15 protein-coding genes are annotated in these 15119 nt (G+C 35.8%); 10 read left to right on the top strand and 5 right to left on the bottom strand.

Annotated features, from left to right (window positions below):
• Positions 1–68: 68 nt before the first annotated feature.
• A complete protein-coding gene (locus FLA105534_RS08080) occupies positions 69–788 on the bottom strand; it encodes a LytR/AlgR family response regulator transcription factor (protein WP_173965508.1) in 720 nt (239 codons plus the stop codon).
• Positions 785–1840, bottom strand: coding sequence for a sensor histidine kinase (locus FLA105534_RS08075; protein ID WP_173965507.1), 1056 nt, complete (start codon positions 1838–1840; stop codon positions 785–787). Before FLA105534_RS08075 ends, FLA105534_RS08080 begins: the two co-directional genes overlap by 4 nt.
• A 477-nt stretch (positions 1841–2317) precedes the next feature.
• On the opposite strand from FLA105534_RS08075, the gene FLA105534_RS08070 reads away from it, so the two are divergent.
• Positions 2318–3049: a hypothetical protein gene (locus tag FLA105534_RS08070; protein WP_173965506.1), complete on the top strand. Its 732-nt coding sequence runs from the start codon at positions 2318–2320 to the stop codon at positions 3047–3049.
• A gap of 66 nt (positions 3050–3115) precedes the next feature.
• On the opposite strand, the gene rsmG is transcribed toward FLA105534_RS08070, so the two are convergent.
• Positions 3116–3745 (bottom strand): 16S rRNA (guanine(527)-N(7))-methyltransferase RsmG, encoded by a 630-nt coding sequence (rsmG, locus tag FLA105534_RS08065; RefSeq protein ID WP_173965505.1) that lies wholly within the window; start codon positions 3743–3745, stop codon positions 3116–3118.
• Positions 3746–3852: 107 nt separating this feature from the next.
• Here rsmG and FLA105534_RS08060 point away from each other — a divergent pair, with 107 nt between their 5' ends.
• Together FLA105534_RS08060 and FLA105534_RS08055 are read left to right on the top strand one after the other, a co-directional pair.
• Complete coding sequence (locus FLA105534_RS08060; protein ID WP_173965504.1) at positions 3853–4947, top strand: fatty acid desaturase family protein; 1095 nt, start codon at positions 3853–3855, stop codon at positions 4945–4947.
• 68 nt (positions 4948–5015) lie between these two features.
• On the top strand, positions 5016–6206 hold the full coding sequence (locus FLA105534_RS08055) for a pyridoxal phosphate-dependent aminotransferase (RefSeq protein WP_173965503.1): 1191 nt from the start codon (positions 5016–5018) through the stop codon (positions 6204–6206).
• A 57-nt stretch (positions 6207–6263) separates the two neighbouring features.
• Here FLA105534_RS08055 and FLA105534_RS08050 read toward each other — a convergent pair whose 3' ends face one another.
• Positions 6264–7322 (bottom strand): serine hydrolase domain-containing protein, encoded by a 1059-nt coding sequence (locus tag FLA105534_RS08050; protein ID WP_173965502.1) that lies wholly within the window; start codon positions 7320–7322, stop codon positions 6264–6266.
• Positions 7323–7644: 322 nt separating this feature from the next.
• Here FLA105534_RS08050 and FLA105534_RS08045 point away from each other — a divergent pair, with 322 nt between their 5' ends.
• From FLA105534_RS08045 to FLA105534_RS08015, 7 genes are all read left to right on the top strand, one after another.
• Entirely contained in the window at positions 7645–8145 is a 501-nt protein-coding gene (locus FLA105534_RS08045; RefSeq protein WP_217427693.1) for a nuclear transport factor 2 family protein, read from the top strand.
• Between the two features lie 140 nt (positions 8146–8285).
• Complete coding sequence (locus FLA105534_RS08040; RefSeq protein WP_173965501.1) at positions 8286–8831, top strand: dihydrofolate reductase family protein; 546 nt, start codon at positions 8286–8288, stop codon at positions 8829–8831.
• Positions 8832–8886: 55 nt separating this feature from the next.
• Positions 8887–9351 carry a hypothetical protein gene (locus tag FLA105534_RS08035; RefSeq protein WP_173965500.1) on the top strand — a complete coding sequence of 155 codons (465 nt, stop codon included), beginning with the start codon at positions 8887–8889 and terminating at the stop codon, positions 9349–9351.
• Positions 9352–9489: 138 nt separating this feature from the next.
• Positions 9490–11364, top strand: a complete 1875-nt coding sequence (locus FLA105534_RS08030) for a peptidase U32 family protein (protein WP_173965499.1) — start codon at positions 9490–9492, stop codon at positions 11362–11364.
• 201 nt (positions 11365–11565) lie between these two features.
• On the top strand, positions 11566–12726 hold the full coding sequence (gene purT / locus FLA105534_RS08025) for a formate-dependent phosphoribosylglycinamide formyltransferase (protein WP_173965498.1): 1161 nt from the start codon (positions 11566–11568) through the stop codon (positions 12724–12726).
• A gap of 2 nt (positions 12727–12728) precedes the next feature.
• Entirely contained in the window at positions 12729–13046 is a 318-nt protein-coding gene (locus FLA105534_RS08020) for a DUF6370 family protein (protein WP_173965497.1), read from the top strand.
• Positions 13046–13621 carry a Crp/Fnr family transcriptional regulator gene (locus tag FLA105534_RS08015; protein WP_173965496.1) on the top strand — a complete coding sequence of 192 codons (576 nt, stop codon included), beginning with the start codon at positions 13046–13048 and terminating at the stop codon, positions 13619–13621. Before FLA105534_RS08020 ends, FLA105534_RS08015 begins: the two co-directional genes overlap by 1 nt.
• A gap of 108 nt (positions 13622–13729) precedes the next feature.
• Here the strand turns inward: FLA105534_RS08015 and aceA are convergent, their stop codons facing one another.
• Positions 13730–15010, bottom strand: a complete 1281-nt coding sequence (gene aceA, locus FLA105534_RS08010; protein WP_017497777.1) for an isocitrate lyase — start codon at positions 15008–15010, stop codon at positions 13730–13732.
• Positions 15011–15119 lie beyond the last annotated feature (109 nt).

Raw genomic sequence — 15119 nt, 5'->3', positions numbered from 1 at the left:
CGGCTTCATTTTGTATAATCTCTTCTTTTGCTATAGCGATTTAAAAAGAATGAGCATTCCTTTTTTAATTAAATCCCATTTAGGTTTTTAAATTTCACGGCCTGACGGTTTGAAACCTCTAATAGTTCGCCCGTTTTTAACCTCACTTCCAGTCTACCACCAACGGTTCGGTTAAATTCCTGAATGTGGTTAATGTTTATAATTTCGGTTCTGTTTATTCTGAAAAAAATATTTTCATCCAGCATTTCTTCCCATTGGCGAAGGGAACGTCTTTGAAGCGCTTTTTTGTCCTGAAAAAAAAGTCTTGTATAATTTTCCAAAGATTCAATTAAATAAATTTCATCCAACTGAATAAAGAATCTTTTCTCTCCATCTTTGATGAAAATTTTTCGGTCTTTTGCTGCAACATCACTTAAAGAAGACTCTCCGGATAAAGCGTTTCTTATTTTATCAATTGCTTTTGCAAAACGTTCCTCTCTGATAGGTTTCATTAGATAATCTAAGGCATTTACTTCAAAAGCCTGCACAGCATATTCATTATAAGCTGTTGTAAATAATACCGCAGGTGCATTATCAAGCGACTCTAATAAATCAAAACCGGATTTCTCAGGCATCTGAATATCCAAAAAGATCAGATCAGGCATTTTTGCTTCAATCAAACTCTTTGCTTCATCGGCATTTCCAGCCTCTCCTATTAGAACAAAATCTTCGTATAATTCTAATGCTCTTTTTAGTTCTTCTCTGGACAGACGCTCATCGTCTACTATAATAACTTTTATCTTTTTCATCCTGATGGTAGTAAAATAGTTGTCAAAACTGTTTCGTCCTGCATTTCTCTAATTTCAAAAGAAGCTTTCCCTTTGTATTGCAACAGTAGTCTCTCTCTCAGATTACTCAATCCAATTCCGGAAAATTCTTTAATTTCTTTACTGAGCGTTCCCGAGTTTTGAACGTTGATTTTTATAAAATTACTCACCTGCTCTATTCTTACAGTAACAAACCCTCCTTTTTTTCTTTTTTCAATTCCGTGTTTTATAGCATTTTCTACCAGGGTCTGAATACTTAACGGCAAAACTAAATGTTCTGACAGCGCTGTGTCTGCTTCGATTTTCACTTGTAAACGCTCCTCAAATCGTATCTTTTCCAATTCCAGATAATCCCTGACTAAATTGATTTCATCGTTTAAGGTTACTAATTGCCCCATGTTATTACTCAAAGAATTCCGAAGCAAATCAGACAAAAGATCAATTGCCCGCCTTGCCGAATGCGGATTTTCTAACACCAAAAACTTAATACTATTTAAGGAATTAAAAAAGAAATGTGGATTAAGCTGTGCGCTCAAATTATTCAGCTGTGCTTCTTTTACGATAACAGACAATCGTGCATTTTCTTTCACCGTTTCAATCTCAAGCCTTGAATAATGATAAAGGTGATACGCCAACACCCAAATAGACATCAGTCTGGTCCCCGTAATAAAGACCTGCAACTGTGTTGATTTTAAAAACGCCATAAACGAAATCGAAGTACCTTTTAGAACAAACAATCGTACCAGATAAAGTTTTCCCACAATCAAAAACATATACAATAAAGAAAGCACCAAAACACTTAGTACCATTTTTGGAATCAGTTGTTTCAGGCTTAACTTATTCCAACCCTTTTTTAAAGCAAAGTTTCTATAAAGATGTGTCAATAAGATACCGATACAAACATCTAATACAAAATCGGCTATGCCAATCGTCCACATAAAAGTACTTCCAAAATAGGCTGAAACTCCCCAATACAAAGAAGTTGCCATCCATCCTGTGAGCTGAATTTTCCAATATGTTGGTAATTTTGTCATTATTCTCAAGCCAAAAGTTATTATGCTGTAGTAAAGATATCCCTCTAACAGAGACTGAGCAAATAAAAGTACATAAGCGAAAGATAACTGGGGACGAATGAAGTTCGATAAGAAATCATACCCCAAAGCACATAAAAAAGTCGAATCTTAAAAGAGCTTCGACTTTTTTTATTTAGGCAAAATTAGAAATGTTTTATTTTAAAAGTATTTACCTACACAAAATACATTAAATAGCGAAATAAACACGTTTTTTCTTTCAATATTATTTAGAACAATTATAAATTAAGCTTTTGTCTTATCGTGTTATTTATATGTCCTCCTTTGACATTAAAAAAGAAAAACTCAACATAAATTTGCCATATTGTTAAAAAATAGTACTAGAAATCTTAACTAAAAAAATAGAAATAAACTTCATAACCAATTACTAATAAGACCTAAAGCAAAAAAAGAAATCAACTAACAAATTCAAATTGACTTATGAAAAGCTTAAAAAATGCCCCGCAGATTATCTTAAATTCAAAACACATCGGACACCCGATTGACTTTACCTGGAGTAAAAAGAAGATGGAAAAATTCTTAGATCCGTTAGAAGGAAATGAAGATCTCGAAAACATATTGTCAAACATTAATCATAAGGCGACAGTGGGACTTACTGCTGCATTACTGGAATGGATATACTGGCGCTTTATCGGACAAAAGACGAGTATCAACGATACAGAAAAAAGAATTGAAGCGCTTTGGTGTTCGATTAAAGATCCGGAATTAACAACCCCTTTATTATTTGATACTAATTTTGACATCCCAGCTTCAGGAGCCATCGATGGCCCGTTATGGGTCGCTCATATGACGGTGAGAATGATTGATGTAAGATATAGAAAAGGATCTTACTTTTTACAAAATGAAGTTTTAGGACTTGTGTTACTTGCCCGACATGTAACACCTAAGAGAAAAGTTTTTGACAAATGGTTCAATACGACCTTAATACAATTAAACCACTTGTATCCTAGTGTTTACAGAGATGAAAACCTGGACGAGACAGATGAGAAAGTTTACGATTCATGTAGCGAACCTTTAATTTGCCGCGATTTTTTCTTTAATCCCAAGTTTCAGTATACGATTACAGCATCAGAAAAAGCAGCTCATAAATACATTCAAAACTTAGACCATAAAGCAAATCAATTTTTGCATTTATCCAGAAAAGTTTCCTGATTCTAGTACAAAACCCAATAATGTTACTTAAATAAGTAATTATTATTGGGTTATTCTCTTCAGCGATTAAACGGTAAACTTCAAAGGCAGGTGTACTACTTTTTTGGTTTCGAAAAATTCGTCTTCAAAAATAGTTGACAAATCGTATAATGTGGCTTTAGGGAAAGCGGACAATTCTTCTGTTAAGTCTCCTCCTTTTAAATACAGAATTCCATTTTTTAAAGTATGCTTATGCTGTTTTTTTATTTTGTCTTTTATCCATGAAACAAAATCAGGCATATTAGTTACGGCACGGCTTACAATAAAATCAAAATCGCCCTTTACCAGCTCAGCACGTTTTTGTTCTGCCTTTACATTTTTTAACTCTAATGCATCCACAACCCCTTGAACCACCTTAATTTTTTTTGCTATAACATCGATCAGATAAAAACGCGTTTCAGGAAAAAGAATCGCCAATGGGATCCCCGGAAATCCTCCTCCGGTACCAACATCCAGGACAGTTGCTCCCGGTTCAAACTTCATGATTTTTGCAATTCCAAGCGAATGCAAAATGTGTTTTGTATATAAGGCATCAATATCTTTTCTTGAAATCACATTGATTTTTTCATTCCAGTCGTGGTATAAAAAGTCTAATTTTTGAAATTGTTCGATTTGAAGATCGGTCAAATCCGGAAAATATTTCAATATCTCATCCATTGCTCTAATTTTTTAACAAAAGTACTACTTTACGATTGAAATATTTAACTCAATTTTGCAAATTGAAAATTTATAATAATTACCTTTGAAACCTATTTAAAATAATTATGAATAACACCGCGCCTACATTTGCTAAGCAAGACAATCTGAAGTTCTTCAGAACACTTAACTCACGAGTAAACAATTACTTCAAAGAGAACAATATTCAGAAAACAGGTAACTGGAAGCTGCATTTAAAAGCTGTTATTCTTTTTGCCGTTTTTCTAACACCGTACTTTTTAATTCTAACACTTAACATGCCTTTCTGGGCGCAATTGCTGCTAAACATCCTGATGGGAGTTGGAATGGCCGGAATTGGAATGAATGTGATGCACGATGGAAATCACGGCTCCTACTCTTCTAAATCATGGATCAACAAAATCATGGGGGGAAGTATTTATATTTTAGCAGGAAATGTGCACAACTGGCAGGTACAGCATAACGTATTGCACCATACTTATACCAATATTCACGGTCATGATGAAGATCTTGATGCCGGAAGAATCATTCGTTTTACACAAAATGCAGAATGGCACCGTTTTCACAAATTCCAACATTACTATTCTTTTTTCTTATACGGACTTTTGACTTTTAATTGGGCCCTAACAACCGATTTCAAGCAAATGAAAAATTACCTCAAAAGAAAACTATCCTACGGAGCACCACAAAGTCCAACCAAATTATGGACTGTTCTGGTAATCACAAAAATCATCTATGTTTTAATCTGGATGGCTTTACCAATGATTTTAGGTGTAATATGGTGGAAAGTAGTGATCGGATTTTTCGTGATGCATTATACTGCCGGACTAATTTTAAGTATCGTTTTTCAGTTGGCACACGTAGTTGAAGAAACTTCAAACCCGGTTCCGAATGAAGAAGGTGAAATGGAAAACACCTGGGCAATTCACCAATTGTATACCACTGCTAATTTCGCTCCAAAAAACAAAGTGATTAACTGGTTCACAGGAGGATTAAACCATCAAATTGAACACCACATTTTTCCAAACATCAGCCACATCCACTACGGAAAAATTGCTGAAATCGTAAAACAAACTGCCATCGAATGCAATTTGCCTTATCATGAATTCAAAACCATGAGAGGAGCTGTACTAGCGCATTACAAACATCTAAAAGATCTTGGTATGAAACCAAGTTTAGCATAAAATAAGAAACTATTAATCATTAACCATCCTTAATTAAGTTGAAATTAAGGACATTCAAAAATTTCATAATGAATCATATTCTTTCAGACAGAATCAACAACTTAGCGACATCACAAACCTTAGCAATGGCTGCTTTAGCACGTGAATTAAAAGCACAGGGAAAAGACATTATCAGTTTAAGTTTAGGTGAACCGGACTTTAATACACCAGACTTTATTAAAGAAGCCGTTAAAAAAGCAGTAGACGAAAACTATAGCACCTATTCTCCGGTGGAGGGTTATTTAGAATTGAGAGAAGCAATCTGCAAGAAATTCAAAAGAGATAACGGATTAGAGTACAAACCATCTCAAATCGTGGTTTCTACAGGAGCAAAACAATCCTTATACAATATTGCACAAGTAATGTTAAACGACGGTGACGAGGTTATTTTACCAGCACCATACTGGGTTTCTTACTTCGAAATCGTAAAACTTTCAGGCGGAGTACCGGTTGAAGTTCCTACTTCTGTAGATACTGATTTCAAAATTACACCAGCACAATTAGAAGCTGCCATCACACCAAAAACAAAAATGATGTGGTTCAGTTCTCCTTGTAACCCATCGGGATCTGTATACAGCCGCGAAGAGTTAACTGCTCTTGCAAAAGTATTGGAAAAACACCCAAACATATATGTAGTTGCTGACGAAATTTATGAGCACATCAATTTCTCAGGAACTTTCTGCAGCATCGGTTCAATCCCGGGAATGCTAGAAAAAACAATCACTGTAAACGGAGTTGCAAAAGCATTCGCCATGACAGGATACAGAATTGGTTATATCGGAGCTCCTGAATTCATCGCAAAAGCGTGTGTAAAAATTCAGGGACAAGTAACTTCCGGAGCAAACTCAGTAGCACAGCGTGCAACGATCACAGCAGTAGAAGCTGATCCAAGTGTATTAAACCACATGGTTAAAGCTTTCCATACCCGCAGAGATTTAGTAGTGGGATTGTTAAAAGAAATTCCGGGTGTAAAAATTAACGTTCCGGAAGGAGCTTTTTATGTTTTCCCTGACGTTTCTTCTTTCTTCGGAAAAACTCTAAGAGGAACTGAAATTAAAGATGCAAATGATCTTTCGATGTATCTTTTAGGAGAGGCCAACGTAGCAACTGTAACCGGTGATGCTTTTGGAAACCCAAATTGTATCCGTTTCTCATATGCCACAAGCGACGATATCTTAAAAGAAGCATTACGCAGAATCAAAGAAGCTTTGACTGCATAATACCATAAAATAACAATAACTAAAAGGGCATTTTCGAATGAAAATGCCCTTTTTTATTTAGTCAATTAAAAGCGAAGCAATCTCTCTTGTAATAGAGGTTGGAGAATTACAATCGCAATTACTCAAACCAACTACATAAATTTGTTCGGTCGGCTCATAAACACCCATCGATTTAAAACCAAAAATACTTCCTCCATGCTCGCGAACAATTTTATCTTTTACTTTTTCTAAATGCCAGCCGTATCCATAATCAATATTTGTCCCATTTTTTAACGTGTAATTTACAAATGCTTTTTCTGTAAAAGCGGGATTTAACAAGGTATTCGCATTTATTGCATATTGCCATTTCAGCAAATCATCAACAGTTGATAATATCGAACCCGAAGCATACGGAATAGAAAAACTAATATAGTTTCCATTTACATATCCCTCGCGGTCACGATAACCGGAAACTCTGTTTTTAATGATTTTATCATGACTCGCATAATACGTATTTTCCATTCCGATTTTCTTAAAAATATGCTGGGTTACAAACGCTTCATAAGTTTGTCCGGATACCTTTTCAATAATATAACCCAAAAGCACATATCCTGAATTACAATATTTGTATTGCTCACCAGGTTTAAAATCAGCGGGTTCATTCTTAAAAAAATCGACCAGTTCTTTTGGAGACAAGTCCCGTTTAGCAATATCTTTTATAGCCTTCATACTTGTGAAATCTTTAATTCCGGAAGTATGTGTTAGCAAATGATGCAAGGTAATCTTATTTCCATTGGTTGGATAATCAGGAATAAACTTCGTGATTTCATCATCAAGTTTAAGCTTTCCCTGTTCTGCCAGCATCAAAACAGCAACAGCCGTAAATTGCTTGGTCATCGACCCAATTTCAAAAACAAATTCGGGCTGCATTTGAATGCCCATTTCTAAATTGGCCATTCCAAAAGCTTTTCGATACACTGCTTTTCCTTTTTTAACCGCCAGAAAAACAGCTCCCGGGTTTTCAGGTTTAAACTTTGAGGCAATTAATTGATCCATTTTGGTTTCCAAACTCTGGGCCGACAGTCCCGAACAGCCCATTAGAAATAGAACAATAAACGATTTTAAGAAGATTTTCATTTTGTGATTATTTAGTCTGATTGATAAAAGCTTTGACGGCTTCTATCAGCTAAAGGTTACAGAAAGTATATTATTAGAATTTATAGGGGATTTCGCCGCGGCGAACCGGGCTATCCGCTGTATCTTTTGCTTTTTAAAGAAAAAAGCAAAAGGATGTCGCTCCTATCCCTAACCCAAAAAATAAGCTGCGGCAGAACAAATTACATTTTAGTATTCCCCTAATAACCCTGTATTTTTAAATCGTATTATTAGTATTTTTAACAAATCAATAAAAAAATTATTGGATCTGCCCTTTAAGAAGTTCACTTTCAAAACAATAAACATGAAAAATACAATTTCTACAATCGTATTACTGCTTACAATAGGAATGTTCGTAACATCCTGTACCGTAACTAAAAAAATAACCATAACCGAATCAAAACCCTACACACCTGTATCTAAAGAGCTATTTGATACCATTGTAAAAATGGACGGAGTTGTTTTTGAAGCTGCTAACAAAGGTGATTTAGAAAAATTAAAAACTTTATTCGCAGAAGACCTTGAATTCTTTCATGATACGGGAGGGCTGGACAACTATACAAAAACAATGGAAAACTTCCAGCGAATTTTTACCAATTATGGATATACGAGAAGAGTTCTGGTAGAAGGAAGCATTGAAGTTTACCCCATTAAAGATTATGGAGCCATACAAACCGGATTGCATAAATTCTGCCGACTTGAAAATGGAGAACTCATCAACTGTGGCACCTATAAATTTACTCATATCTGGAAAAACACCTCTACAGGCTGGAAAATTACCCGAGTCATTAGCTATGGGCATTAAAATTAAACAACAGCATAAAAGATAAATAATAAAAATTTAAAACCGTTGTTACTATAAAAACCATTTTAACACACAAACAATTAAATTCATCCAAAAAGAACTTTATTTTTATGTCAAAATATATAAAAACAAAATCCCAAATGAGAAAAATAATTTTAGATCTGGCAGTCACTTTAGATGGTTTTATTGAAGGTCCTAATGGCGAAACCGATTGGTGCATCATGGACGATGATATGGATTTTAACGATTTCCTATCCAGCATAGACACTATTTTTTATGGCAGAGTGAGCTATGATATGTGGGGAAATTACCAACCCGATGAAAATGCAAGTCCTGACGAAAAATCACTTTGGAAAGAAGTACACTCCAAAAATAAATACGTTTTCTCCAGTCAAAACAGAGAAGACAACAATGCCTCTTTTATCAATTCTGACATCATAAATAAGGCAACCGAAATCAAAAAACAATCAGGAAAAAATATCTGGCTATATGGCGGAGCAAGCCTTATTAAAACTTTTATTCAATTGAAGCTTATTGATACCTATAGAATATCTGTTCATCCTGTAGCTTTAGGAAACGGAAAACCACTATTTGAAGACTTAAAAGAAAGACTAGAATTAAAACTTGTTACCACTAACACTTTTAAATCTGGAGTAGTACAACTTATTTACGAACCCATTCGATAAAAACAAAAAATCATTTATCATCATCCCATGTAACCTCAACTATTCCTATAAAAAGATGGCCTCAAATACAAATAAGAAAGCAGTTTTAGTTTTAGCTTTCCCCCTAGCAGTCATCATATTCATACTTTTTACAAAATGGTGGATTGTTGATGTTATTGATGGGCCAGATTGCGTCATGTATGGATATCCATTAGTTTACAAATCTCCTGCATTTCATACTTCGATGGCTCAACAATATTTTATTATGGAATTATTAATTGATTTACTTGTATATTTTACAATTATATCATCAATTTTGTTTTTGATATCCGAATCTATATCTAAAATAAAATCACGAAAATTATTAGTAATTCTTTATGTAATTGCAGGAGGATTATTTGGTATTGAAATTTTATTTGCAACAGTTTTTGAAACAAGTTTTTCAATCCAACGAGATTTCGGTATAACAGTAAAACAAACTGGATTTAAATTTTATTTTTCTAATAATGAAAAAGACGAATTTAATACGATGCATCAATAAACAGAAATCTAAATCATCATCATTCCATATAAGTTAACAATTCTAAAAAAATCACCTCAGCATTAGCAAACTCGAAATATTTATAAGAACTTTGCAAACTTTTTTCCGTGAACACCACAAAAGCCTAAAGTACTTAAAATGAAGAAGAAGATTGAAATATTAGCTCCTGCCAGGGATTTAATTGGAGGAATGGCAGCCATTAATAGTGGTGCCGATGCTGTTTATATTGGTGCACCGCAATTTGGAGCACGCTCGAATGCCAACAATTCTATTGAAGATGTAGCTGCATTGGTACAATATGCGCACCTTTTTAATGCACAGGTTTTTGTGGTTATGAATACCATTTTGTACGATAACGAACTGGAAACCTGTCGCAAAATGATTTGGGAATTGTACGACATTGGTGTTGACGCCTTAATCATTCAGGATATGGCGATTATGGAAATGGACTTGCCTCCTATCGTACTTCATGCCAGTACACAAGCCAATAATCGTGATGCCGATAAAATAAAATTCTTAAAAGATGCCGGAATTAAACGTGTGGTTTTAGCCCGCGAATTGAACTTGCATCAAATTAAAACGATTTATGACGAAGCTGATGTTGAACTAGAATTTTTTGTAACCGGAGCTTTATGCGTTTCTTTCAGTGGAAACTGTTATATGAGTGTGGCCAACGGAGAACGAAGTGCCAATCGTGGTTCTTGCGCACAAAACTGTCGTTTACCATATAACTTAATAGACGGAAACGGAGAAACTTTAATCAAAAACAGTCACTTACTTTCTATAAAAGATTTAGACATCTCAGATCAGATCCCAAACTTAATTGAAGCAGGAATCGTTTCTTTCAAAATTGAAGGAAGACTGAAAGATGTCGTTTACGTAAAAAACAACGTTTCTTATTTACGCCAAAAATTAGACAGCTTTTTAGAAGGCGCAGGAAGTGATAAATATACCAAAGCTTCTTCCGGAAAATGCACCTATACCTTTGATTCTTCTTTAAACAGAACTTTCAACCGTGGTTATACGGATTATTTCGTAAACGAAAGACACAGCTCTATTGGTTCTTGGGAAAGCCCAAAATCAAAAGGTCAATATATTGGAAAATTAATCCGAACTATTGGAAACGCATACGAAATCGAAAACGGTGAACTACTGAATAATGGTGACGGACTTTGTTTTATCAACGAAAACAATGAAGCCGACGGAATCTATGTAAACAAAGCCGAAAACGGAAAAATTTATCCAAACGTTTTAAAAGAAGTAAAAGACGGAACTTTTATTTACCGTAACAACGACGCTGCTTTCATTAAAGTTGTAGAGAGAGAAGACAGTGCTATTCGAAAGCTAAGTACAACTTTATTGCTTACTGAAACTGAAACAGGCTTCGAATTAATCGCAACCGATGAAGACGGAAATGTAAGTATTGTTACCCTTGAGCATGCAAAAGAGCAAACTAAAACTGGCGAATCAATCGAAGAAAACATCAAAACACAATTGGCCAAAACAGGTTTTACACCTTATACCGCTGATGAAATTAATGTAATGTTTTCTCAAAACTGGTTCCTTCCTATTTCAAAAATTAACGAAATGAGAAGAACCGTTTACGATCAGTTAACAGCAATTCGTCTGGCAAATTACAAACGCGAAGAGCACCAGTTAGTTAAAACATCACATCCTTATCCGGAAACTAAATTGGATTTCATGTACAATGTTTCCAACAAAACGGCCCGTAAATTCTACGAACGTCATGGCGTTACCGAAATCGAAAAAGCATTTGAACTACAGTGGGATCCAGGAAAATCGCGTGTGATGACGACCAAATATTGCATCAAATACGAATTAAAAAAATGTCCGATACACCAAAAAGATATAGTTGGTGTTAAGGTAAAAGAACCATTAGTATTAAAGCAGGGTGAATTAGAGTACAAACTAAAATTCAATTGTAAACCTTGTGAAATGGAAATCTGGGAAAAAGATGCAGAATTCGAAATAGAAGAAGATCATTTTCATTAATAATATCTAACCGCAAAGTTCGCAAAGGACAACGCAAGGTTCGCAAAGATTTTTTTAAATCTTTGCGAACCTTTTCTTTTAACTGAACATCAAAAACTTTGCGTTCTTTGCGGTTAATATAAATTGCATAGGCATACAATACTTTGCGGTTCAACTCTTTTTTCGCTACTTTTACTTCTCCAACAACACAATTAATCCAAAATGAAAATACTACTCCTTGGTTCGGGTGAATTAGGCAAAGAATTTGTAATTGCCGCACAACGAATCGGACAAACCGTAATTGCTGTAGATAATTACGAAAACGCTCCGGCTATGCAGGTAGCACACGGTTTTGAGGTTATAAACATGCTCGATGGTGAAGCACTGGATCGAATAGTAGCCAAACACCAGCCGGACTTTATCGTTCCTGAAATAGAAGCCATCCGTACCGAACGCTTTTACGATTACGAAAAACAAGGTATTACCGTTGTTCCATCTGCAAAAGCAGCCAACTTTACCATGAATCGAAAAGCGATTCGCGACTTGGCCTCAAAAGAGCTAGGATTAAAAACGGCTAAATATCAATATGCTACTTCAGCAGAAGAACTTCAGAAAGCAGTTCAGGAAGTTGGAATTCCCTGCGTAGTAAAGCCATTAATGTCGTCTTCCGGAAAAGGACAATCCACCATAAAAACAACAACTGATATTGAGAAAGCCTGGCAATATGCTGTTGCAGGTTCACGTGGCGATGTCATTGAAGTTATTGTAGAAGCATTTGTTGATTTTCACTCAGAGATTACTCTTTTAACGATTACTCAAAATAACAATCCAACCCTGTTTTGTGCACCAATCGGACACCGTCAGGAACGTGGTGATTACCAGGAAAGCTGGCAGCCTGCAAAAATTTCTGAAGCCGATTTGTATGAAGCACAGGATATGGCCGAAAAAATTACCGAAGCACTGGGAGGCGCAGGGCTGTTTGGTGTCGAATTTTTCTTAACCAGCGATGGTGTTTACTTCTCTGAACTCTCCCCTCGCCCACACGATACCGGAATGGTAACTTTAGCAGGAACACAAAATTTCAATGAATTCGAATTGCATTTGAGAGCCATTCTAAGCCTCCCAATCTTCGAAATCACTCTTGAAAAAGCTGGCGCGAGTGCTGTTATCCTAGCTTCACAAGACTCCACAAATCCAACTTTTACCGGAATTGAAAAAATAGCAGCTTTACCCAAAACTGATTTCAGGATTTTTGGAAAACCTACTTCAAGACCTTACCGCCGAATGGGCGTTGTTTTAAGCTATGATACTCTTGCAACACCAATTGACGAAATTACAGAACGCGCCAAAACAACTTCAAAACTAATAACCGTAAACTCTTAAAAATGAAAAACGCATTATTTGCACTCTTCCTGTTTATAGGAATCACAGCTCAGGCTCAGGATAAAAAAACAGATGAAAAACCTCTAATTGTCGAAACAGCCTGTGGCGAATGCCAATTTGGAATGGAAGGCAAAAGTTGTGATTTAGCCGTTCGAATTGATGGAAAAACTTACTTTGTAGACGGAACAACAATTGACGAACATGGTGATGCACACGCTAAAGATGGTTTTTGTAATGCTGTCCGTAAAGCCAAGGTAACCGGAAAAGTAGAAAACAACCGTTTTAAAGCAAACTCTTTCACCTTGATAAAAGAAAAATAATGGCGTTAATTCTTGAAAATATAGCCAAACACGTTTCACTGACTCCTGAAGAACAAGCTCATTTTTTATCTAAAACGGAAACTCATTCTTACAAGGCCAAAACAATTTTACTGAGTGCCGGAGAAGTTTGCAAACATTCGTATTTTGTAAATTCAGGAATTCTAAGAAGCTTCAACATCAACGATAACATTGTCGAGCATGTTCTGGCTTTTTCGTGCGAAGGTTGGTGGATGAGCGACATGTACAGCTATTTTTCACAGAAACCCGGACAACTCTTTATAGAAGTTTTAGAAGACGCAGAAGTCGTTTCGCTGTCCAAAGAAAATCAGGAACAATTGTATCTTGACATCCCAAAGCTCGAACGTTTTTTCAGAATTCTAATCGAAAACTCTCTGGTTGCAAATCAACAACGCTTAATGGATAATTTAAGTTTGACAGCAGAAGAACGCTTTGAGAAATTTTGTGCTAAATATGGCACACTGGTCTATAAAGTTCCTCAAAAACAAATCGCTTCTTTTATTGGTGTCACACCTGAATTTTTCAGCAAAATGAAAGCCAGGCTTTTAAAAAAGTAAAATTAAACCATTAAGATATTAAGATACATTAAGCTAGACTTAATCTTTCTTATTTTTTAAGAACACAAAGCTTAACTTTCTTAATATCTTAATGGTAAAAATAAAGAATTAAAACTGCTCAACCTCTGTTGAATGTTTCATTGCTGTAGTTGAAGACCTTCCTATCGTTACCGTATTTTGAACCGCATCGAAATAAGAAGTCCCTACAAAAGCCTGATGTTTTACTGCTCTGAATCCATTTTGCTGCAAAGCAAATTCCCTTTCCTGTAATTCAGAATATCCTGCCATACCACGCTCTTTATACGCTTTAGACAATTCGAACATACTGGTATTCAAAGCATGGAATCCTGCCAGCGTAATGAACTGAAATTTATACCCCATAGCTGCCAGATCTTCTCTGAAAGTTTCCATTTCTGCTACTGATAATTTTGCAGCCCAATTGAAAGACGGAGAACAATTGTAAGCCAGCATTTTACCCGGAAACTCTTTTTTCATTGCATCCGCAAACTTCTTAGCATAAACCAAATCCGGATTACTGGTTTCCATCCAGATTAAATCAGCATAAGGTGCATAGCTCAATCCTCTTGCAATCCCCTGATCGATTCCGCTGTTTACATAGAAAAAGCCTTCATTGGTCTTTTCACCTGTAATAAATTTTGCATCTCTCGGATCGGCATCACTCGTTAACAAATTAGCTGCATCGGCATCAGTTCTGGCTACAATTAATGTCGAAACTCCCATAACATCAGCAGCCAAACGAGCAGCAATCAGTTTGTTGATCGCTTCCTGAGTAGGTACCAAAACTTTTCCGCCTAAATGCCCACACTTTTTAGCGGAGCTCAATTGATCTTCAAAATGAACACCTGAAGCACCTGCCTCAATCATCGATTTCATCAATTCGAACGCATTTAAATTTCCGCCAAAACCAGCTTCTGCATCCGCTACAATCGGAACCAGATAATCTTTTTTATCTTCAACCTGGTTTACCACCTGAATCTGATCAGCTCTCAACAAGGCACTATTAATTTTTTTAACTACCATCGGTACACTATTCACCGGGTAAAGCGATTGGTCAGGATACATTTCTCCTGCTAAATTTGCATCGGCCGCTACCTGCCAGCCGCTCAAATAAATCGCTTCTAAACCAGCATCGACTTCCTGAATCGCCTGATTTCCTGTTAAAGCACCTAAACCAGCAACATAATCCTGACTTTTTAACTTTCTCCATAATTTCTCCGCCCCCATTTTAGCAATAGAATGCTCGATATGATAAGAACCTTGAAGCGTAACCACCTCTGTAGCGGTATACGGACGTTCAACACCTTTCCATCTTGGGTTTGTGATCCAATCGTTAATCAATTCCTGAATTCTGTCTTCTGTTGTTTTCATAAGTAATATAGTTAAGTTGGTTAGTAAGTAAATAGTTTTCAGTCGCAGTTTTTAGTTTTCACTGAAACTCATATAAGGTTTATTTTTTTACGCAGATTTTTAATTATCA

It is taken from the genome of Flavobacterium collinsii, assembly GCF_902804485.1.
Classification (GTDB): domain Bacteria; phylum Bacteroidota; class Bacteroidia; order Flavobacteriales; family Flavobacteriaceae; genus Flavobacterium; species Flavobacterium collinsii.
The sequence above is the reverse complement of the archived record's forward strand: the minus strand, read 5'-3'. Positions and strand labels throughout refer to the sequence as shown.